This window comes from Enterococcus malodoratus (assembly GCF_027659535.1).
GTDB classification, from domain to species: domain Bacteria; phylum Bacillota; class Bacilli; order Lactobacillales; family Enterococcaceae; genus Enterococcus_A; species Enterococcus_A malodoratus.
The window spans coordinates 19,976-41,844 of the sequence record NZ_JAQDPG010000006.1 but is presented as its reverse complement, the minus strand read 5'-3'; the positions used below and the strand labels follow the sequence as shown (position 1 = coordinate 41,844).

The window sequence follows — 21,869 nt, the reverse complement described above, 5'->3', positions numbered from 1 at the left end:
AAATTTAAGTAAAATCAAACTACGCAACCATGCTCTTGATAGGAGGAAGCTGAATGACTAAAAACGAGAAGCCTAAAAAGAATTTAATTAAGCTGTTTTCGAATTCATCGTATCGTTTCATCTCGGATTTTTTGAATGATTCTGCTGAAAAACGTGCCCAAGAGCAAGCTAACGAGAACATTTTTCTCAAACTGAAGATGGCGGCTCTGCAAAATAGTTTAGTAGTCATTCAAGTGCAAGACGAAAAAGATGAAGAAAAATTTCAAACGATCTCAGGGTGGCTGCCTAAAGTAGTGACCAATGATTCTATCGTTATTCGGACCCAAGAGAATCAACTGGTCATGTTGACAATTGATCGGATCAAAAAGGTGACGACCTTATCGCCAAGCGGTGATCAGGAAAGTATCTCACGATAAAAGTACTTTATACATTTACGAGTGATCAGACATCTGGTATACTCTGAATGTACTAAAAATAGAATAATACTTTCGCAAAGGGGAGCCCTCGGGCTGAGATTGAGATTACTCTAAACCCTAGTACCTGTTTCGGTTATTCGAGCGTAGGAATTGTGATGAAGTAATGATAGTTACTTCTCCTTTGTGGACTGTATGTTCAAAAGGAGGAGTTTTTTTATGAGTAAAACCAACAAAACAAGAATCATGATCGAAGGGACAATCGTGGCAGCATTGGCTTTCATGCTTTCATTGATCCCAACAACGATCGGCAGCAGCTTTACGGTATCATTAGGAATGATCCCGATGGTCCTATTCGCATTGCGGCGTGGAGTAAAACCAGCGTTGCTATCGGCCTTTATCTGGGGAATCTTGCATTTTCCAGCGGGGGATGTTTATTTTTTGAGTGTCATTCAAGTATTAATTGAATACCCGATCGCATTTACCTTTGCTGGATTTGCCGGAGTATATGCCAAAAAAGTTCAGCAAGCAATACTTGCCGACGACATGCAGGCCGCACGAAAAAATATCGTCTATGGGACCTTCGTTGGAACGGGCGCCAAATTCTTTTGGCATTTTATCGCCGGTGTCGTTTTTTGGGGCAGTTATGCATTGTGGGGCATGAATCCTTGGATCTTTTCATTTGTGATGAACGGTGCCAGCGGTTTGGCAACAGCAATTGTGACAGCGATTGTCGCCGTATTGGTAGCTGAAAAGGTACCACAATTGTATTTGCCGAAGGACGGTAATCTAATTCAAAAACGAAGTCACCAATAAAGAAAAAGCATTTGTCCCAAACGGGACAAATGCTTTTTTTAACGGAATGAGAAGACAGGGTCATCATTCTCCACATCCAAAGACCAAAGCTGTTTGGATGTGTCGTAAGTGATCTCTGCGATCTGTTGTTCCTTCTTATAGTTTTTCGGACTGCGCCGCCATCCCTTTTCATCCGATAAAAAGATGGGGATGTGGTAGATTTTATTTTTTAGTTCAGACTGGTCGAGGCAAAAGATTGCACCCTCTTGCAAGATCGGATATAATTCCTTCAACAGTTCGCCGTCAAGCGGTGCAACGGAAGAACCTTTACGGAAAAACGAGCGGCGATCATTGACTTTTTCCAGAACGATGCGAGTCAACTTGCTGGCAAGGATGCGGTAAAATTCATCCAAGTAGCGATAATAAACACGCATAGTTTCATTGCCTAAATTGAAATATACAAAGTTGTTTTGTAATTTATAGAAAAAGGGAGAATGCAGATGCGTCCGCATATGCCCAAAATAAAGCAATTCTGATATTTCTAATGGTGTTAACTCTTTCAACATCGCGAGATCATTAAAGTCGATCCACTTCGTTCCTTTTGACTGAGTGAAGACTTTGTTGTTAAAAAATTGTTGGACTTGTTCAGGACTATTTACGACCTTTAAGCCGGTATGCGGTTCATATTCTCCAGCTTCTGCGACAGGGTCTAGCAATAACAAATGTTTAGGGTGATGGACAATTCCGTCAACAAAATCGTTGGGTGAAAAACCTTTTGAGAGTACCGCATTACTTGTGGAATCGATATATGCAAATAACGTATCTGGCACAAATTTTCACCCTTTCTAATAGTCGTCACAATCATTTTAACTCAATAATAAAAAAAAAGCTCGTATCTTTTATTTTAAAATTAGATTACAAATGCCTTAAAAACTGCAACATTGAAGGCCCTTTTTAACATTTAAAATCATTTTAATAAATAACGACTTCTTAATGCATTTATTTCTTTTTTTAATTTTTTTCTATTAAGTGAATGTAGTGTCACTTAATAGAAAAGAGTATGATATGATTGATGCGAGAGCGCAGGAGGTTTGGGATGAAGAAAAAAAGAAATTGGCTGATAAATATTTTTCTTTTCTTATTACTATTAGTAGGGTTAGCTTTGATTTTTAACAATCAAATCAAATATTTTTTGATGCAGTATAATGGTGATCGTTATGCCGTCGCGAAAATGGATCGCACGGAGATCGATAAAAATCTGCAAAAAGACGCATCTTTTGATTTTGATGCGGTACAGCCGGCTAGTACGGAAGCAGTTTTACAAGCACAGTTAGACAATAAACGCTTACCTGTGATTGGCGGGATCGCGATTCCGTCTGTAGAAGTAAATTTACCGATTTTTAAAGGACTATCTAATGAGGTTCTTCTATATGGTGCGGGCACTTTGGCGCCAGATCAAAAAATGGGTGAAGGCAATTATGCTCTGGCAAGTCATCGTGCCGATCGTCCAGGACTTTTGTTTACTCCGCTTGAAGGGGTAAAAGAAGGTGATTTGATCTATCTGACCGATCTGCATAATATCTATACGTACAAAACAACGCTAAAGGTTCGGGTTCAACCGACAGAAGTGAAGTATTTAGATGTCCATCCGGACAAACAGCAAGTCACTCTGATCACTTGCGGCGAGATCGAAGGTGTGACGCGGATCATCGTGCAAGGGGATTTAGTTGCTATGACCTCTGTCAACAACGCGACAGACACGATGCGCAAGGCTTTTGAAATGGAACAGCGAACATATTAATTTTAGCGGTGACAGAGGCGAGTCATTTCTGCCCTGCTTTTACTCAAAAAACTTCAAGGCCTGCCTTGGAGTTTTTTGTTGCGGGAAAATTTCTGCTATACTGGAACAAACATGCTGAATTTATTTGATAGAGGACAAATCAAGGGAGGAAGCGATGGAGTTAAAAAGAATTTTTGTCTCGGATTTGCTGGCGTCTTGGAAAAAATTTCAACAGACACAGTTGCTGTTTCCTTTCTATCCATCTCATGGACAGGCTCGCTCAGAGTTTTTAGCGGCGGTTAAGCGTGGAGAAGGATTTTGGCTGCAACGTAAATCCCAATGGCTGTTAGTAGATAAAATAGATAAGGATAATACATGGCAAATTAATAATTTGCTGATCTCACTGAATCTTGGCTGGCAGACAGCCTTTTTATTGTTAGAAAATGCTGCTCGTCAAAAATTCAAACGAGCATTATATTTGAAACTTGAGGCTAATTTGATTTTGCAGCAATGGTTAATTGACCAAGGTTATCAACTCTTAGATGGACTTTGGCAAAAAGAATTGGTTTACCACACAGGTTTGGTCTTAGGCGGCGGCGGTGCCCGAGGTGCTTATCAAATTGGTGTTTGGAAGGCTTTATTGGAGAAAAACATTCAATTCGAGGTGATCACAGGAACCTCGGTTGGCGGGTTAAATGGTGCGTTGATCGCACAAGGTGATTACAATCAAGCCTTGGCATTGTGGGAAGAAATCGAGACCGATAAAGTCTTGGATATCACCTTCAAAGAAGTGGAAGAGCTGGATTTTTCAGCTCAAGTGGATCAACTGCGTACGTTTATTAAAGTCTCTTTGCAGCAACGGGGTGTCTCTTCAGAGCCGCTTAGAGGGTTATTAGAAGAACGTTTAGATGAACCAAAAATTCAAACAGGCTGTCCGTTTTACGTTGTCACGACGAAAGTGCCAGCTTTCCAAGAAGTGATTGTCTCACTCAATGAATGTCCGGCAGAAGAAATTATCGATTGGCTGTTAGCCTCTGCTGCTTTTTTCCCAATGATGGCGATGGCAAAAATTAAGGATGATTATTATGTAGATGGCGGCTACCGCAACAATTTGCCGGTCGATATCGCCTTGCAAAAACCGATCACCGAACTGATCGTGGTAGATGTTCATGGTCCTGGTTTGGATAAAAAATATCGCTTACCAGATAATGTTGCTGAATTAGCGTTGGCGAGTCCTTGGGGATTGGGTGATTTGCTGCTGTTTCAAAGTGCTCGCTCATCAGAAAATATCGATCTAGGCTACTTAGAGACAAAACGGGCATTTGATGAACTTCAAGGCTATCGCTACTTTTTCAGTTGCCACTCCAATTTTGAAATGATCACAAAAGATTTCTTACGCTATGCAAAAACAGAGATCATTCTCAAAAAAGAAGCGTTGTATCCCGAATTGCAAAAGTTTTTTGGAACACACGTACCGACAGAAATGCTCAGCCTAGCCTTTTTGGAATTTTTTGCCTACTGGGTAAATGTCTCACCAGTACAAGTGTATACACCGCAGGAATTTATTGAAACGATTTTGCGGCAGTTTGAAATGCCGATCAAATTAAGCGCAACATTTTCAGTGCAAGAGCAAATTGGCGATTTTATTGAAAGCCATAATGTTTTTTCTGATTATTATCAGGTCTTGCAAATTTATCAGCAGGAAGGGTCTCTAGAAACCTTTTATCGACGTTGGCCGATTCCAACGCTGCTGGCACTCTTTTTTAAATACATTCGAAATATCAATCTTACTATTGGAAGTTAACCAAAAGTAAGAGCAACTAGGAGGAAGTATCGTGGCAGAATTTAATTATGAAATCGTAGAAGAAATCGCTGTTTTATCGGAAAATCCGAAAGGCTGGCGGAAAGAATTGAACTTAGTAAGCTGGAATGAGCGACCACCAAAATTTGATTTGCGGGACTGGGCGCCAGAGCACGAGAAGATGGGTAAAGGCGTTACGTTGAGTAATGAAGAATTTGCTGCTTTAAAAGAGGCTTTAAGCAATATGTAGTCCACGATTTAATAAAAGAAGGGAACAAATCAAATGAAAAGTATGACCGGTTATGGGCAAGCGGCGCAAACCAATGAAGCTTACGAGTTGAACATTGAATTAAAAAGCGTCAACAATCGTTTCTTAGACTTGCAGATTCGCATGCCTAAAGAATTGAATCCTTTTGAAGCTCTGATCCGTAAGATTGCGAAAGAAAAAATTCAACGAGGACGAGTGGATGTCTTTATTAATCTAACACCGTTAAAAAGCGGCAATAAAAAAGTTTCCGTTGATTGGGAGCTGCTGCAGCAATTAGTTTCTGAACTGCAAAATGGCGGAAAGGAACATTTCGGTATTGTGGATTTTCCAGCAGAACAAGTGCTGGTAAAAGCAATGGAGCAATCTGATTTTGTAACGCTGGTTGATCAGCCCTCCGATGAAGACACCTTGGAGGAGTTAGTTCAAGTGGTTGCGGATGCGGCCTTTACACAGTTAGCAGCCAGTCGTGAACATGAGGGTATAGGCATTCAAAAAGTGATGCTTGAATACAGTGAAAAAGTCCAAGACCTAGTAAATGAATTGCAGGGATTTGTGACAGAATATGAGGCTGATTTTCAACAACGGTATCAAGCAAAGCTGGAAGAGTATCTAGGAAATACTGTTGACCAAGATCGCTTACTGACTGAATTGGCGATTCTATTGGAGCGCGGTGATATCCATGAGGAGCTTGACCGCTTGAGTATCCATTTAGAAAAATTAGGAAAACTTTTGCAAACGACGGAACCTGTTGGCCGCGAGTTGGATTTTTTACTGCAGGAAATGAATCGTGAAGTCAATACGATTGGATCAAAATCAAGTCCAATTCAGATCAAAGACATCGTTGTCCAACTAAAAACAATTTTAGAAAAAATTCGTGAACAGATCCAAAATGTTGAATAGGTAGGTGAATTTCCATAATAAATAGCAGATAGCTTACGGATGCCTCTTGAAATATTCACAAAAAAAGTGCACAATAGGCGTTAGCTAAAAAGAGCATGAAAGGGCGTTAGTATGTCTGAACGAGGACTGTTGATTGTATTGTCGGGACCTTCCGGAGTTGGAAAAGGAACGGTCAGAAAAGCCATTTTTGAAAGAGACGATAATGAGTTCCAATACTCTGTCTCAATGACCACTCGTCCGATGCGAGAAGGTGAAGTTGACGGCGTCGATTATTATTTCCGTACGAAAGAAGAGTTCGAAGCAATGATCGAAGCAGGCGATATGTTGGAATATGCCGAGTATGTTGGAAACTATTATGGAACACCGCTAACTTATGTAAACAAAACGTTAGACGAGGGGAAAGATGTCTTTTTAGAGATCGAAGTCCAAGGTGCCCAACAAGTGAAAGAAAAAGTGCCGGATGGTGTATTCATTTTTCTTACACCGCCAGATCTTGCGGAATTAAAAGCGCGGATCGTTGGACGAGGGACCGATAGCCTTGAAGTGATCGAAAAACGCATGCTCGTTGCACGCCAAGAGATCGAAATGATGGCGCTCTATGATTACGCTGTCGTCAATGATCAAGTACCTAAAGCTGTTGATCGTATAAAAGATATTATCGTCAGTGAACACTACCGAGTTGACCGAGTAATTGGTAAATATATAAAAATGTTAAAGGAGATATAAGCTTATGATGTTAAAACCTTCAATTGATACGTTGTTAGACCATGTGAATTCAAAATATTCTTTAGTAATCTTAGCCAGTAAACGTGCCCACGAATTAGATGCAGGTGCACAACCAACGCTAGATTCATTTGATTCTGTAAAAAGTGTTGGCCAAGCGTTAGAAGAAATCGACGCAGGTGCTGTGATTAATGATCCACATCCAGAAATCAAACGTGAACGTTTGAAAATGGAAGAAGAAGAACGTCACTTACAACGTGAACGTGATCAACGTGATTTAGAAGCACGCATTCGCAACGAACAAAACTAAGCACAGGGATTTTTTTGCTGATGTAAAATGGGATTGTACCAATACTTTTGGCGCAGTCCCTTCTTTTTGTGGTCTAAGAGACTCGCATTTTTAACATAAATAATTATGCCTAGGCGTAATTTTACGAAGCTTTTCTTACATAGTATCTTTAATTTAAGCGATCTCAGATAAAATCGAGTACAATAATTAGGAATGGAGGCGGAAAAATGAAATTAGCACAGGTGATTGTAGATGTGCCGGCGATGCAGACGGATCAGCCATTTAGTTACTTAATCCCGCCTCAATTAGCGGTAGAAGTCGGGATGCGTGTGGAGGTTGGTTTTGGTCCGCGACATGTCCAAGGATTTGTGGTTGGTTTTGAAACAGCTCCAGAACCTTTGCCGGATAATTTGAAACCGATTATTCGTGTGTTGGATTTAGCTCCTGTCTTAAATCAAGAGTTATTAGCTTTAGCGGACTATATGAAAGAGACGACGTTTGCCTTTAAAGTCACTTGTCTGCAAACGATGCTGCCAAGTGTTATGAAGGCTGATTATCAAAAACGATTGTATCTCGTTGCCGAGGATCCGGCGGTTCAAGCTAAATATTTCAAAGATTCAGAGTCGATTACTTGGGAAGAAGCAGAAGCACAAGGCTGGTTGAAAGAATTGGCTGTGCTTCGCGACAAGAACATCGTTGAATTACGCTATGAAGTCCATACCAAAAATAAAATAAAAACAGAACGCTACATCAAACGAATGTTTTCTCCTGAAAAGGCAAGTGAGTTAAAAGCTGGTTTACGAAAAAATTCGTATAAACAAGAACAGCTATTGGATTATTTAGCCGCACTTTCTGACGAAGAACTGATCGCCGTCAAAGAAATGAAGGCGGAAGATTTTTCTCTAGCCAACTTGAATCAAGCAGAGAAAAAGGGCTGGTTAGCGTTTGTAGCGATTGAAAAATATCGTGATCCTTATGCTGAAAGAGAAATCAAACAAACTTCCGCACTAGATCTAAATCCTGAACAAAAATTGGCCTATGAAGCTATCAGCAAGAAGAGTGCCGCTCATGAACACCAAGTCTTCTTATTAGAGGGCGTGACAGGAAGCGGGAAGACAGAAGTTTATCTTCAAGTTATCCAGGATGTGCTGGCGAATGGTCAAACTGCCATGATGCTGGTACCTGAGATTTCTTTAACGCCGCAAATGGCAACACGCTTCAAAGAGCGCTTTGGCAGTGAAGTGGCCGTCTTGCATAGTGGTCTGTCACAAGGCGAAAAATACGATGAATGGCGCAAGTTAGAACGTGGAGAAGCACATGTGGTTGTGGGAGCTCGATCAGCAATTTTTGCTCCGTTAGAAAATTTGGGCGTGATCATCATCGATGAAGAACACGAGACTAGCTACAAACAAGAGGAGTCACCACGTTATCATGCTAGAGATTTAGCGATTTGGCGTGGGAACTACCATCATTGCCCGGTTGTTTTGGGCAGTGCAACACCTTCTTTAGAATCACGTGCACGTGGACAAAAAGGTGTGTATCATTTGTTGAATCTAACTGAACGTGCCAGCGCACAGGCTAAATTGCCAACAGTTGAGATTGTTGATATGCGGGAGGAAATGCAGCGCCGTCTAAATTCTTCATTTTCCGAGATATTGGAAGAGAAATTGCGAGACCGCTTGGCGAAAGGCGAACAAAGTGTGTTATTGCTAAACCGTCGAGGGTACTCTTCTTTCGTAATGTGTCGTGATTGCGGGTTTGTTTTGCCTTGCCCGAATTGCGATATTTCTTTAACTTTACATATGGATACAAAAACGATGCGTTGTCATTATTGTGGACATGAAGAAGGAATCCCTCACCGTTGTCCGAATTGCGGCAAAGATAAGATTCGTTACTTTGGAACGGGAACGGAAAAGGTTCAGGAAGAGCTGGAGCAATTGATTCCAGAGGCAAGAGTTCTGCGGATGGATGTCGATACAACTCGCCGCAAAGGTGCGCACGAAAAAATTCTAACAGCATTTGGCGATCGTGAAGCAGATATTTTATTAGGGACGCAGATGATCGCAAAGGGTTTAGACTTTCCAAACGTAACCTTGGTGGGTGTTTTAAACGCGGATACTGCTTTGAATCTGCCGGATTTCCGCTCCAGTGAGCGAACCTTCCAATTGTTGACGCAGGTAAGCGGTCGTGCCGGTCGTGGTGATAAAGCTGGTGAAGTGATCATTCAAACATTTAATCCTGAACACTATACTATTCAGTTGGCACAGCATCATGACTATGAGAGTTTCTTCCAGCAAGAGATGCGAATCCGCCATCAAACGGATTATCCGCCTTACTACTATACGGTTAAGGTAACGGTCTCTCATCAAGAAGAGATGCGAGCAGCGCAAAAAGCGTTTCAATTAGCCGAACAATTGCGGAAACAGCTAAGTCCGCAAAGTATTCTGTTAGGACCGACACCCGGTGCAATCTTGCGCATCAAAAACCGTTATTACTATCAATTGATTATCAAATATAAAAATGAACCAAAACTACAAGCGACTTTAGAAGATATATTGCAAGTGAGTCAAAAGGACCAGCGACAAGGCTTATTGATCGCCATAGACAACGAACCAATGTATTTTATTTAAAGGACAATACAAAAAATTAATCGTTCTCCCGCTTATAGAAGAATACAGAAGATAAAAATCCTAGAAAATATGAAAGAAGGGACTCTATGCGTTATCCCATTATTATTCACCCGGATGAGCGTTTGCTAAAAAAGGCAGAGCCAATCGAATATATTACCGATGAGATCGTTGAATTGTTAGATAATATGTATGAAACGATGGTGGCACATGATGGCATTGGCCTAGCTGCACCTCAAATTGGAAAAAACCTGCGTATCGCAGTGGTTGAAGTTGAAGAAGGCGACCGTTTTGATTTTATCAATCCGGAAATCATCGATCGAAAAGGAACAACGATTGATGTCGAAGGGTGTCTTTCAATTCCTGAAACATATGGAACAGTCGAGCGTGCTGATGAAGTGACTGTGCGCTATTATGATCGAGAAGGATCTGAAATGGAAGTCACAGCGTATGGCTATTTAGCTCGTGCTTTTCAACACGAAATTGATCATTTAAATGGCAAATTGTTTATCGATCAAGTAATCGAAATAATCAAACCAGAAGATTTAGAACGTTATATGGAGGAACATGCCGATGACTAAAATTATATTTATGGGAACCCCAGCTTTTTCAGTGCCGATTTTGGAGAGTTTGATTGAAGCAGGTTATGATGTCGCTGCGGTAGTGACTCAACCAGATCGCCCAGTTGGACGAAAAAAAATCATTACGCCAACACCTGTCAAAGAAGCTGCGTTGAAACATGACTTATTAGTCTTGCAACCAGAAAAAATCAGCGGCTCACCTGAGATGGAAAAAATCAAAGAACTAGCGCCGGATCTATTAGTTACCGCAGCCTTCGGTCAATTCTTACCAGAAAAATTATTGCAGGTCCCTAAATTGGGTGCGATTAATGTTCATGCTTCGCTGCTGCCCAAATATCGAGGCGGTGCCCCCGTTCATTATGCAATCATGGAAGGTGAAACGGAAACCGGCGTGACTATCATGGAAATGATCAAAAAAATGGATGCTGGCGGTATCTTCAGCCAGCAAAAGGCGGCTATCACTAAACAAGATGATGTAGGGACGATGTTTGAAAAATTAAGCCAAGTGGGTAAAGAATTATTGCTAGCAACATTGCCCAAAATTATTTCTGGCGAATTAAAACCAACGCCGCAAAATGAAGCAGAAGCGACTTTTTCGCCTAATATCAGTCGTGAACAAGAAGCGATCGACTGGCAGAAAACGGCCGAAGAAGTTGATAATCAGGTTCGAGGAATGCATCCATGGCCGGTGGCCTTCACTACTTATGAAGGTGCGCGTTGGAAAATTTTTCGCACAACACCGTTAGAAGAAACAACAACAGCAGCGCCTGGAACGATCGTTTCGCGTTCGAAAAAAGCCTTGCATATCGCCTGCGGAAACGGCACGGTCTTAGCAGTAGATGAACTGCAACCCGCTGGTAAAGCAAAACAAGCGATCCAAGCCTTTCTAAATGGCAGCGGCCAAACCGTTGCTGAAGGGCAGCAGGTGGGGTAGATGGCAAAAATACCAAAAAAATTATTACGTTCTGTACGTTTTACCGCATTAGAAGCGATTGAGCGAATCAATCGTGGAGGGGCTTATTCAAATTTATTGTTAAATGAATTGATTCAAAAAAATCAAGTTGATGGCAAGGATACGGCTTTATTAACTGAACTTGTTTATGGGACGATCAGTCGTCAACTTTCACTAGCATATGACATCGAACCGTTTATTAAAAAGGCTAAAAAAGTCGATCCATGGGTCAAAAGTCTTTTGCAATTATCTGTTTATCAAATGCTTTATCTAGATCGTGTACCAGATCATGCGATCATTAATGAGGCCGTTGAAATTGCTAAAGCCAAAGGAAATCCGGGAACTGGTAAGTTCGTCAATGGTGTCTTGCGTTCAATTCAACGTGAGGGTGTACCGTCATTAGAGTTGATTAATGATCCGATTGAACGTTTAGCAATAGAGATCAGTTTACCAAAATTTATGACAGAGAAATTTGTAGCTGAACTCGGTCAAGAAGAAACGCGTAGGCTTGGTTTGTCTTTATTAGAGCCTAGTCGTGTAAGTGCGCGAATTGATTTACGCTTTTTAACAAGGGCGGAAGCGATTGAAGCTTTGGCAGAGGACGGGATAGAGGCACGTCCCAGTGAGCTTACGCCTTATGGGATTGTGGCAGATAGAGGATTTCTGGCTGGCAGCGAACTGTTTCAAAATGGTTGGCTGACAATTCAAGATGAAAGTTCAATGTTGGTTGCTCAAGCTATGGAAATCGAACCAGGGCAAAAAGTCTTGGATGCTTGTGCTGCTCCGGGAGGAAAAACAACCCATATTGCGGCACTGCTTCAGGATGAAGGATCAGTAACGGCGTTAGATATTCATGAACATAAGTTAAAACTGGTTCAAGAAAATGCGGAACGTTTACGTGTTGCGGACACAGTGGTAACAAAGAAAATGGATGCTCGAGAAGCATCGAAAGAATTTGCACCAGAAAGTTTTGACCGTATCCTGGTAGACGCGCCATGTTCAGGTTTAGGATTGATGCGTCGAAAACCAGACATCAAATATCAGAAAAAAGCACAGGATTTTGTTCAATTACCCAAAATTCAGCTGGAAATTTTAAAGAATTGCGCACCCACATTGAAATCAGGTGGGATTATGGTATACAGTACTTGTACGATTACTTCAGAGGAAAATCAACAGGTGGCCGCTGAATTTTTAGCCGCTCATCCTGATTTTGAAAAAATCGACTTGGATTTAGAAGAAAAATTACAACCGGAGATTCATGAGCAGATGCTGGTTTTATATCCAGAAATGTTTATGACAGACGGTTTCTTTATTTGTGCAATGCGAAAAAAATAGATAAATGAGGTGGACAAAAGGATGGAGATCCAATTTCAATCAGACATCGGTAAGCGGCGCAACATGAATCAAGACTATGCAAATGTTTTTACTAATCAAGCAGGTATGTATTTAGCAATATTGGCCGATGGCATGGGCGGTCATTTGGCTGGGGATGTTGCTAGTAAAATGGCTGTTGACGGTTTAGGCGCTGCTTGGTCGACCTCGACTATTGCGCAGCCAGATGAAGCAGCTCAGTGGTTTTTAGCAGAAATTCAAAAAGTCAATGAAGCAATTTATCAAGAAGGTATTGCTCATCCAGAAATGCAAGGGATGGGGACAACAATTGTGAGTACCGCTTTATTGGATGAAAAATTTGTCTTGGCTCACGTAGGTGACAGTAGAGCGTATTTAATCCAAAATAATCAACTAAAACAATTGACGGATGACCATTCATTGGTCAATGAGCTGCTGAAATCTGGAGAAATCACAGAAGAAATGGCAGCAATTCATCCCCAAAAAAATGTGTTGACGCGTTCGGTTGGAATTGCCGGTGTGATTAAGACAGATGTCTCAGAACATCAGTGTCTTCAAAACGATTATCTGTTGTTGTGTTCAGATGGATTGACCAATATGGTCAGTGAAGAAAATATTCTGGCAATCGTAGAAAGTGACAAAACACTGGAAGCCAAAACTAAACAATTGATCAATGCTGCTAATGACGCTGGTGGTGCGGATAATATTACTGTCTTGCTGATTCATTTTGAAGGGGAGGCTCGTCCATGATTGAAATAGGCAAATTGGTCAATGGACGTTATAAAGTCATCGCTAGTATCGGCAGCGGTGGTATGGCGAACGTCTTTTTGGCCCACGATTTGATTTTAGATCGTGATGTTGCCATCAAAATATTACGCTTCGACTTTCAAAATGATCAAACTGCAATTCGACGCTTTCAGCGAGAGGCCTTAGCGGCAACCGAAATGGTTCATCCGAATATCGTTGGTGTTTATGACGTGGATGAAGAAAGCGGTATGCAGTATTTGGTTATGGAATATGTAAAAGGAATGGACTTGAAGCGATATATTCAAACGCGTTCACCTATTCCTTACGGCAAGATTGTAGATATTATGGAACAAATTCTATCTGCAGTAAGTTTGGCTCATGCTCATGGAATCATTCATCGAGACTTGAAGCCGCAGAATATTTTGATGGATCAGGCAGGCGTGGTTAAAATCGCTGATTTCGGGATTGCGATCGCCTTATCTGAAACCTCTCTGACCCAAACAAATTCCATGCTGGGATCTGTACATTATCTATCACCCGAACAGGCCCGCGGCAGCATGGCAACAAAACAATCAGATATTTATGCGTTAGGAATCATTTTGTATGAAATGATTACTGGCAATGTCCCTTTTGACGGAGAGTCAGCAGTTACGATTGCACTAAAACATTTTCAAGATGAAATGCCTTCAGTAAAAGGTTTTGATCCTGAAGTACCGCAGGCGTTGGAAAATATTGTGATGCATGCGACTGCAAAAGAGCCAGCTGATCGTTATAAAACAGCAGAAGAGATGGCAGCAGACCTTTCAACAGCATTGAACCCTGCGCGAGCAAACGAGTTGCCGTGGCAGCCAACGGCGATGCTAGATGAAACTAAAGTACTGACTCCGATTCAACCAGAAGATATTCAGACTGAAAAGCCTAAAGAGGAGCCCGCGGTTCCTGAAGAAAAGCCGAAAAAGAAAAAAGGCAAAAAATGGTTTATTATCATTTTTCTATTGTTGATGTTAGCAGTTGGCGGAGGAGTAGGATATCTTATGAGCAGTTCCGCGGAGATATCAGTTCCTCAAGTCAAGGACATGACTGAAGCGGAAGCACGTACGGCATTAAAGGCGGCAAAACTAACGGTCGATAATAAAGCGGATGAAGTCCCAAGCGACACGGTCAAAAAAGGACGTGTAGTAAAAACAAACCCTGAATCTGGCACTATGATAAAAAAGAATCGTTCTGTACGATTATATATAAGTTCAGGGACTAAGAAAGTCACTTTGAAGAGCTATAAAGGCGATGCAATTGACGACGCAAGGGACGATTTGGAGAGAATCGGATTTTTAGAAAAAAATATTCGTATAAAAAAAGTGAATGATGAGTCTGTTCCTGTGGATCAAGTGTTGAGCCAAACGCCAAAAGAAGGCACGAAGGTCGATCCGAAAACAGACGAAATTACACTCAGTATTTCAAATGGACCTAAAACGATAAAAATTGGTGATTACTCCCAGATGACTTATGCAGAAGCCGAAGCAAGCTTACTTCAGCTGGGCATTTCAAGCAATCAGATCAAGCGGGTGAACGAATCGAGTGAAACTATTTCAGCGGAGGAAGTCATCAGTCAAGACCCAGTTAGCGGCACAGCATTAACTTCAAAAGATACCATTACTTTGAAAGTCAGTTCAGGTTCAAGTTATGTGACGTTGAATGATCTCACTGGACAGGACAAGGCAACAGCAGAGGCGACAATCACTAATTTAGGGTTGAAATATTCTGAGCAGCAAGAATTTTCAGATGACGTGGAACAAGGGAAGGTCATTCGAACAGACCCAGGTGCGGGTTCCTCTTCATTGAAAGCCGGTGACACCGTAACCGTATATATATCTAAAGGTTCTGAAAATAAAGAAACTACCTTTGATGTGACGATCTCGGCTAAGTTTACTGGCTCAAATGATCAGCAGGACAAGATCACTGTCTTGTTGAAAGATGCTAAAAAATCAAGTTTGACAGAGGTTCTGAGTTTTCCGTTAGATAAGAACACCTCTTCCACATCCCAGTCAGTATCTGTAACCACTACAGAAGGCGGATCTGCCACCATTGAAGTCCGACGTAATGGAACGGCAGTAGTGACAAAAGATGTACAAAAAGAAGAGACAATTACAGTACCGTAGAAAAAACCTTTCCTATATTTTTTAGGAAAGGTTTTTAGGTTATTTGTACTGAAATAGCATTTGAAGTATGCTACAATAAAAATGAATTTAAGACGTGTCAGTTTAGCAGGATGTTATAGACATGCTAAACTAAAAGTTATTGTATAGTGAATACAATGATAATCGAAGTTGATTTTAGAAAAATGATTTTTATTTAAGAGTTAGCCTAGTTGCAAGGGGTTAATGAACAGCAGTATGGTCTGAAAGTTGGATTAGTTTTGTATAAAAAAGGAGATGAGACGAATCGAAGGACAGATTCGTAAAGCCTTAAGTGGTTTTTATTACGTTGCTAGTGAGGGAAAGATTCATCAGACACGTGCACGAGGTAATTTCCGCAAGAGGAAATTAACTCCTTTAGTCGGTGATGAAGTAGTATTTAGCAGTGAAGAAAATAGCGAGGGGTACATTCTTGAAATGCTGCCTCGGAAAAATGAGTTAGTTCGCCCGCCAGTTGCCAATGTGGATCAGGGGGTAATCGTAACTAGTTTGGTTGAACCAAATTTTTCATATAATCTGCTGGATCGTTTTTTAGTAACCTTGGAAAATAATTATATCCATCCGATTATCTACTTATCAAAAACTGACCTGGTCTCCGACCAAACATTGGTGGAGCAAATTCGTTCTGTTTATGAACCATTGGGTTACCCAGTAATTGATGGTGAACAAGATAAACAAAAATTAACAGATTTATTTGTGGGTAAACTAACCGTCTTTATGGGACAATCAGGTGCAGGGAAGTCAACATTATTAAATGATGTCTCACCAGAGTTGAATTTGGAAACAGGCGAGATTTCAGATGCGTTGGGTCGAGGACGGCATACCACGCGCCATGTGGAATTGCTGGATTTATTTGGTGGCTTAGTAGCTGATACGCCTGGATTCAGTTCAATTGATTTTTTGGAGATTACTGTTGAAGAGCTGCCAAAAGAATTCCCTGAATTTCGTGCCGCTGCGCCGGAATGTCGGTTCCGTGAATGCCGACATGTGAAAGAACCAGGCTGTGAAGTAAAACGTCGACTAGAAGAAGGCATGATCGCACAAACACGTTACGATAATTATTTACAATTTTTACAAGAGATCGAAAAACGTCGTCCTATTTATAAAAAAAATAAGTGATTAGATTTGAAAACCAAAATTATTTTCCAGAAAATGGAAAAGGATGTCAGTCCAACTTTTCGCATTTTTTTGAGAGTGAAGAAAAACTCAAGAGAAGTTAATTTAAGATACAGAGATTTAGTTGGATGGTATCCGGCTTGAAAAACAGAATTATTTTTCCTGTAAAGGAAAATAAATACATTAAAATGAAAAAGGAGTAAATACTATGAAAATTGCCCCATCGATTTTAAGTGCCGATTTTGCACGTCTAGGTGAAGAAGTGAAAATGGTGGAGGATGCAGGTGTTGACTATATCCACATCGATGTGATGGACGGAAACTTCGTGCCGAATATTTCTTTCGGTCAGGTAGTTGTGAGTGCCTTACGTCCTGTCACCAAATTACCGCTAGATGTCCATTTGATGATTGCCAACCCAGAAAATTACATCAATGATTTTGCCAAAGCGGGCGCAGATATCATCATGGCTCATGTTGAAGCAACTCCACATATTCATCGAGTGGTTCAAATGATCAAAGCTGCAGGTGTGAAACCAGGTGTTGTACTAAATCCTGGAACACCGGTTGAATCAATCAAATACGTCTTAGCGGATGTAGATCAGATTTTGGTGATGACAGTAAATCCAGGTTTTGGTGGTCAGTCATTCATCGAAGGTACAGTGGAAAAAATCGCCGAATTAGATCGCTTACGTAAAGAACATGGTTATCATTATGAAATTGAAGTTGATGGTGGTATTCAACCAGAATCAGCAAAAAAATGTGCTGCGGCTGGTGCTGATGTCTTTGTTGCAGGCTCGTATATTTATGACGCAGAAAACCCACAAGAAAAAATTAACGCATTGCGAGCAGCAATCGACTAATGAAGATCTTACTCGTTGCAGGCGGTGATCCCAATCACTGGCCTGCTTTTTCAACTGAATTTGAAAAAATTATCGGAATCGATCGCGGCAATTTATTTCTTTTGCGTCAAGGAATTGTGCCTGACTTAGCAATTGGAGATTTCGATTCGTTGAATGAAGATGAAAAAAAAGAGGTGTTCGATGCAGTTGATGAAGTGTTGACCTCGCCTGCGGAAAAGGACGACACGGATACTCAACTCGCATTAGTTAAAGCTTTCGAGCGATTTCCTTATGCAGAAGTTACTTTGATAGGTGCGACGGGAGGACGTTTAGATCATTTGCTAGCGAATCTGTGGTTAGGTGTGGAACCGCGGTTCTTTCCGTTTCTATCGCAAATCAAAATAGCGGATCAAGGTAATGTGGTAAGTTATCTATCTCCTGGGAAATATCAGATTAAAAAGAATGATCGTATGAAGTATGTAGCCTTTTGTTGTCTGACACCTGTAACAAAGCTGTCGTTGAAGAATCTGAAATATGAATTGGCCGAGGTCGATTTTTCGCAGCCTACTAGCCTAGCTAGTAATGAATTTTTGGAAGGGAAAGCTGAGGTTAGTTTTTCATCAGGAATGATTGCAGTGATTCAGAGTCGAGATGTTTAAAAAGAGTGGGGAAGAGTCGTTTTTGAAACGATTCATCCCCACTCCTTTTTTTATTTTATGAGAGATACTAAAATTCTTTAAAATCAACAGTCGTTGCTTTTTAATCCCTTCATTTAGTGGTAAAATTTATTCTATATTATAGCGTTCAGAGGTGCCTAAGTGAGAAAGTTCAATCCAAATAAGAATATCATTATTATATTAGTTGTTGTTATTATTGTAGTGGCAACTGTCTCGATTACCGCAGCAAACAGAGCAAAGGATAGCGAGACAAATATTGTTCAATCAGCCATCAATGACACTGTCAGTGTTGTTGATAAAACAATTACTGCACCGGGACGTTGGCTTAGCAGCGGTGTTAAATCTGTTTCAAATCTGATTAACACCTATGAGGAAAATCAAAAATTAAAAGGTGAAGTTGATCAATACGACGAAGTAAAACAAAAAACGAAGAATCAAGCTCAAGAGATCGAACGTTTGAAAGAAGAGCTTGAATTGAATCAAACATTGACTAGTTATGAAAAGGTTACAGCTAATGTTATCACTCGTTCACCTGATACGTGGCAGGATATGCTGATTGTGGACAAGGGAAGTAAAGATGGTGTTGAAGGAAATATGGCTGTTATGTCTCAAAAGGGATTAATTGGACGTGTGATGGAAGTGAATGCCCACTCATCTAAGATTCAATTATTAACTTCAGATAATAAAAGTAGTAATCATTTTCCGGTAAAAATAAGTTCAAATAAAGAAAATTCTTTTGGTGTGCTGAATAAATACGATGTTAAATCCCAGCAGCTGATTGCGTCAGAAATTACTGGTGACCAAGACATTAAAGAAGGCGATGTCGTTCAAACTTCCGGTTTAGGGGGGAACTCACCAGCTGATCTTGCTATCGGAACTGTCGTTAAGGTCAAGCCGGATAGTTATGGATTAAATCGCGAGGTTTACATTAAACCATACGCGCAAATGTATGATATTTCAGTTGTAACGATCATCCAAAGAATGGCGGGAGCGACCGAATGATTAGACGAACAACCTTGAAATATATCACGCCATTCTTGTTACTTTTCTTATTTTTACTAGATGCTCATGTGACTCGTATCATTGCATCATTGACTGACAATGTTTATGTTGCGAATGCACATCTGGCACTGCTAGTTTTATTGATTGTCTCGCGAGTTGTTGATGAACGGTTTTTATTGGGAACTTCGTTGGTTTTAGGAGTTCTGTATGACTTGTATTACATAGGTGTCATCGGTATCTATGCGGTAATTTTTCCGTTACTAGTTATGCTGTTTTACCTTTTTAAGAAGACTATTCAACAAAACATCTTAACGCTCTTTTTTACTGTTGTCATTAGTGTAACGCTCTTTGAACTGATCAGTTTATTGTTGCAAACTATTTTTGGCTTGACAGGGGTCAGCAGCGACTTTTTTGTGCCTCGATATTTAGGGCCAACACTGCTTTTTAATATTCTAACCTTTGTCATTTTAATCTTTCCATTAGAAAAATTATTGATTGGACCGCCAGAGGAAGAGCTTGGTATATAAGGGAAAATCCTCATTTTAAATAAATACAAAAAAACAGAAGAGAAAATCTTCTGTTTTTTTGTTGCAGCGATTTGTAACTCAAAAATAGTAAAATGAAATGTTTTTGTAACAAAGCTATTATACGGATGACATACAGCTGTGGTAAACTCATGAATGTGTTAGAAAAAAGTCTAATTAAATTCAAAAATAAAAACTAAGTAGTCGGAGGACATTAGAGTGAAAAAAAGTTTGTTATCAGCATTAATGGTATGTTCAGTGACATTAAGCGCATTAGCAGCTCCAGCCGCAGCTTCTGCCGATGAATTCGATAGTAAGATTGCAGATCAAGATGCAAAAATTTCAAGTTTAGAAAACCAACAAACTGATGCGCAATCACAAATTAACGCATTAGAAGGTGAAGTTGCTTCAATTAACGATAAAGCCCAAGGGTTATTAAACGAACAAGCATCATTAAGAGAAAAATCACAAGAGTTGCAGAAACAAATCGAAACGTTGGATAAACGTATCGAAAAACGTTCTGAAACAATTAAGGAACAAGCACGTGATACACAAGTTAAGCAATCTTCAGGTTCTAACGTTATTGACGTAGTATTGAATGCTGAGTCATTTACTGATGCGGTTAGTCGTGTTCAAGCAATGACAACAATCGTTAAAGCAAATAACGATTTAGTTGAACAACAAAAGGCTGATAAAGCAGAAGTTGAACAAAAACAAGCTGAAAACCAAAAACAACAAGAACAAATCACTGCTAACCAAGCAACTTTGGAAAGCCAAAAAGGTGATTTAATCACAAAACAAGCAGACCTAAATGTCCAAACAACGACTTTAGCAACTCAACAAGCAACTGCTGAAAGTGAAAAAGCAAGCTTGAAAGAAAAACAAGATGCTGCTGTTAAAGAACAACAACGTGTACAAGAAGAAGCTCGTAAAGCAGCAGAAGCTCAAGAGGCTGCTCAAAAAGCGGAAGCAGATCGCAAAGCGAAAGCTGATTCAGATGCTAAAGCAGAAGCAGATCGCAAGGCTCAAGAAGAAGCTGCTACAAGCACTACAACAACTGAAAGCTCAACAGCTGAGTCTGCAGCTACAGTAGAATCTTCATCAACTGAGCAACAAACACAATCGAGTGCGACTGAATCATCTTCAACAGCATCGACTAGTGAAGATAATTTCCAAGGCGGCGGAGCTACACCAACAACGCCTTCTGATACAGGAAATTCAAGTTCGAGTGATCAAGGTTCGACTTCTTCATCAACAAATAACCAAACGCCGTCTACACCGGCACCAACGCCTACACCAACTCCAGCTCCAGCACCATCAGGAAATACTGGTGGAGTTGTTGCTGAAGCAATGAAATATATCGGTACACCATATGTATGGGGTGGAAAAACACCAGGAGGATTTGACTGCTCTGGTTTTACTTCATATGTTTACCGTCAAGCTACTGGTCGTGAAATCGGCGGATGGACAGTTCCTCAGGAATCTGCTGGAACACGTATTTCTGTAGATCAAGCACAAGCTGGCGACTTATACTTCTGGGGTAGCCCTGGTGGTTCATACCACGTAGCGATTGCAATGGGTGGAGGACAATACATCCACGCACCGCAACCAGGCGAAACAGTTACTGTAAGTTCTGTAAGCTATTATGCTCCAAGCTTTGCAGTTCGTATGTAATCAAATTTAATTAATCGTGACCGGTACGAATTTCGTACCGGTTTTTTTAATGGAGGAAAAGCAATGCAGAAACAATTGAAAAATGGCAATTTTTATTTAGGAGTCGCTGTTATAGTAATGGTGATTCTATTTATCAGTTCTTCAATGACCTATCAACAGCAAAGTCAAGTTTCCCTGATCCAAAAATATTTAGCAAATGAACCTTTTAAAGAATCCCTCAGTCGTATTTCCTTCAACTATGCTGGCAGCGAAGTCAGTGTTTCTGCAAAGGGATATGTTAAGTTTGTTGAATTTTTTATTCGCAAGGCGGCACATTTTCTGACTTATTTTATTTTAGGCGGTAGTCTATACTTAGGATTATCACCGAAATTGAAGCAAAAGTCATCGGTCTTAGGTCTGTTATTCGCTTGGCTGGCTGCAACTGGCTATGCGGCTACGGATGAATTTCATCAAATGCTGACGGGTGGACGTACACCATTATTTCAAGATGTCATGCTAGATTCTTTTGGAGCATTGACGGCTTGTTTAATAATTATGTTGTTTCACCAGTTCAAGAAGCACCGATAGGCTTTGTCTTGACGAAACTTGTATTCAGACGGACAATGATAGAGATAAAATAA

Annotated in this window: 22 protein-coding genes and 1 riboswitch; of the genes, 21 read left to right on the top strand and 1 reads right to left on the bottom strand. The window is 40.5% G+C overall.

The genetic code is table 11. From position 1 onward, the window contains the following. Positions 1 to 53 precede the first annotated feature (53 nt). Complete coding sequence (locus tag PGP85_RS10900) at positions 54 to 416, top strand: hypothetical protein (RefSeq protein WP_010741124.1); 363 nt, start codon at positions 54 to 56, stop codon at positions 414 to 416. Positions 417 to 484: 68 nt separating this feature from the next. Further along, positions 485 to 583: riboswitch (TPP riboswitch) on the top strand. A gap of 49 nt (positions 584 to 632) precedes the next feature. Next, positions 633 to 1,229: an energy-coupled thiamine transporter ThiT gene (gene thiT / locus PGP85_RS10895; protein ID WP_010741123.1), complete on the top strand. Its 597-nt coding sequence runs from the start codon at positions 633 to 635 to the stop codon at positions 1,227 to 1,229. A gap of 38 nt (positions 1,230 to 1,267) precedes the next feature. On the opposite strand, the gene PGP85_RS10890 is transcribed toward thiT, so the two are convergent. Further along, complete coding sequence (locus PGP85_RS10890) at positions 1,268 to 2,038, bottom strand: hypothetical protein (RefSeq protein ID WP_010741122.1); 771 nt, start codon at positions 2,036 to 2,038, stop codon at positions 1,268 to 1,270. 266 nt (positions 2,039 to 2,304) lie between these two features. Between PGP85_RS10890 and PGP85_RS10885 the strand changes: the two genes are divergently transcribed. From PGP85_RS10885 to PGP85_RS10795, 19 genes are all read left to right on the top strand, one after another. Beyond that, positions 2,305 to 3,009, top strand: coding sequence for a class A sortase (locus PGP85_RS10885; protein WP_010741121.1), 705 nt, complete (start codon positions 2,305 to 2,307; stop codon positions 3,007 to 3,009). A gap of 154 nt (positions 3,010 to 3,163) precedes the next feature. Continuing rightward, the gene (locus PGP85_RS10880) at positions 3,164 to 4,792 is read left to right on the top strand and encodes a patatin-like phospholipase family protein (protein ID WP_270327448.1); all 1,629 of its coding nucleotides are present in this window, start codon (positions 3,164 to 3,166) and stop codon (positions 4,790 to 4,792) included. Positions 4,793 to 4,823: 31 nt separating this feature from the next. Then, complete coding sequence (locus tag PGP85_RS10875; RefSeq protein WP_010741119.1) at positions 4,824 to 5,039, top strand: YdbC family protein; 216 nt, start codon at positions 4,824 to 4,826, stop codon at positions 5,037 to 5,039. Positions 5,040 to 5,072: 33 nt separating this feature from the next. Then, positions 5,073 to 5,957 (top strand): YicC/YloC family endoribonuclease, encoded by an 885-nt coding sequence (locus PGP85_RS10870; RefSeq protein WP_010741118.1) that lies wholly within the window; start codon positions 5,073 to 5,075, stop codon positions 5,955 to 5,957. A 111-nt stretch (positions 5,958 to 6,068) separates the two neighbouring features. Beyond that, complete coding sequence (gmk, locus tag PGP85_RS10865; RefSeq protein ID WP_010741117.1) at positions 6,069 to 6,683, top strand: guanylate kinase; 615 nt, start codon at positions 6,069 to 6,071, stop codon at positions 6,681 to 6,683. A gap of 4 nt (positions 6,684 to 6,687) precedes the next feature. Beyond that, positions 6,688 to 6,990 carry a DNA-directed RNA polymerase subunit omega gene (gene rpoZ, locus PGP85_RS10860; RefSeq protein ID WP_010741116.1) on the top strand — a complete coding sequence of 101 codons (303 nt, stop codon included), beginning with the start codon at positions 6,688 to 6,690 and terminating at the stop codon, positions 6,988 to 6,990. Between the two features lie 206 nt (positions 6,991 to 7,196). Further along, positions 7,197 to 9,599 (top strand): primosomal protein N', encoded by a 2,403-nt coding sequence (priA, locus tag PGP85_RS10855; RefSeq protein WP_010741115.1) that lies wholly within the window; start codon positions 7,197 to 7,199, stop codon positions 9,597 to 9,599. An 86-nt stretch (positions 9,600 to 9,685) separates the two neighbouring features. Next, positions 9,686 to 10,177, top strand: a complete 492-nt coding sequence (gene def, locus PGP85_RS10850) for a peptide deformylase (protein WP_010741114.1) — start codon at positions 9,686 to 9,688, stop codon at positions 10,175 to 10,177. Continuing rightward, the gene (gene fmt, locus PGP85_RS10845; protein ID WP_010741113.1) at positions 10,170 to 11,111 is read left to right on the top strand and encodes a methionyl-tRNA formyltransferase; all 942 of its coding nucleotides are present in this window, start codon (positions 10,170 to 10,172) and stop codon (positions 11,109 to 11,111) included. The genes def and fmt overlap by 8 nt, the downstream gene beginning before the upstream one ends. Next, complete coding sequence (gene rsmB, locus PGP85_RS10840) at positions 11,112 to 12,464, top strand: 16S rRNA (cytosine(967)-C(5))-methyltransferase RsmB (RefSeq protein WP_270327445.1); 1,353 nt, start codon at positions 11,112 to 11,114, stop codon at positions 12,462 to 12,464. A 21-nt stretch (positions 12,465 to 12,485) separates the two neighbouring features. Further along, positions 12,486 to 13,229 carry a Stp1/IreP family PP2C-type Ser/Thr phosphatase gene (locus PGP85_RS10835; RefSeq protein WP_010741111.1) on the top strand — a complete coding sequence of 248 codons (744 nt, stop codon included), beginning with the start codon at positions 12,486 to 12,488 and terminating at the stop codon, positions 13,227 to 13,229. Then, positions 13,226 to 15,382: a Stk1 family PASTA domain-containing Ser/Thr kinase gene (pknB, locus tag PGP85_RS10830; protein ID WP_010741110.1), complete on the top strand. Its 2,157-nt coding sequence runs from the start codon at positions 13,226 to 13,228 to the stop codon at positions 15,380 to 15,382. Before PGP85_RS10835 ends, pknB begins: the two co-directional genes overlap by 4 nt. A gap of 273 nt (positions 15,383 to 15,655) precedes the next feature. Continuing rightward, on the top strand, positions 15,656 to 16,537 hold the full coding sequence (rsgA, locus tag PGP85_RS10825) for a ribosome small subunit-dependent GTPase A (protein ID WP_010741109.1): 882 nt from the start codon (positions 15,656 to 15,658) through the stop codon (positions 16,535 to 16,537). A gap of 205 nt (positions 16,538 to 16,742) precedes the next feature. Next, positions 16,743 to 17,393, top strand: a complete 651-nt coding sequence (rpe, locus tag PGP85_RS10820) for a ribulose-phosphate 3-epimerase (protein ID WP_010741108.1) — start codon at positions 16,743 to 16,745, stop codon at positions 17,391 to 17,393. After that, on the top strand, positions 17,393 to 18,031 hold the full coding sequence (locus PGP85_RS10815) for a thiamine diphosphokinase (protein ID WP_010741107.1): 639 nt from the start codon (positions 17,393 to 17,395) through the stop codon (positions 18,029 to 18,031). Before rpe ends, PGP85_RS10815 begins: the two co-directional genes overlap by 1 nt. A 159-nt stretch (positions 18,032 to 18,190) precedes the next feature. Next, positions 18,191 to 19,051: a rod shape-determining protein MreC gene (gene mreC, locus PGP85_RS10810; RefSeq protein WP_010741106.1), complete on the top strand. Its 861-nt coding sequence runs from the start codon at positions 18,191 to 18,193 to the stop codon at positions 19,049 to 19,051. Continuing rightward, complete coding sequence (gene mreD / locus PGP85_RS10805) at positions 19,048 to 19,578, top strand: rod shape-determining protein MreD (protein WP_010741105.1); 531 nt, start codon at positions 19,048 to 19,050, stop codon at positions 19,576 to 19,578. The genes mreC and mreD overlap by 4 nt, the downstream gene beginning before the upstream one ends. Before the next feature lie 216 nt (positions 19,579 to 19,794). After that, positions 19,795 to 21,249: a C40 family peptidase gene (locus PGP85_RS10800; RefSeq protein WP_010741104.1), complete on the top strand. Its 1,455-nt coding sequence runs from the start codon at positions 19,795 to 19,797 to the stop codon at positions 21,247 to 21,249. 63 nt (positions 21,250 to 21,312) lie between these two features. Next, positions 21,313 to 21,816 carry a VanZ family protein gene (locus PGP85_RS10795; protein ID WP_010741103.1) on the top strand — a complete coding sequence of 168 codons (504 nt, stop codon included), beginning with the start codon at positions 21,313 to 21,315 and terminating at the stop codon, positions 21,814 to 21,816. The last annotated feature ends 53 nt before the right edge of the window (positions 21,817 to 21,869 follow it).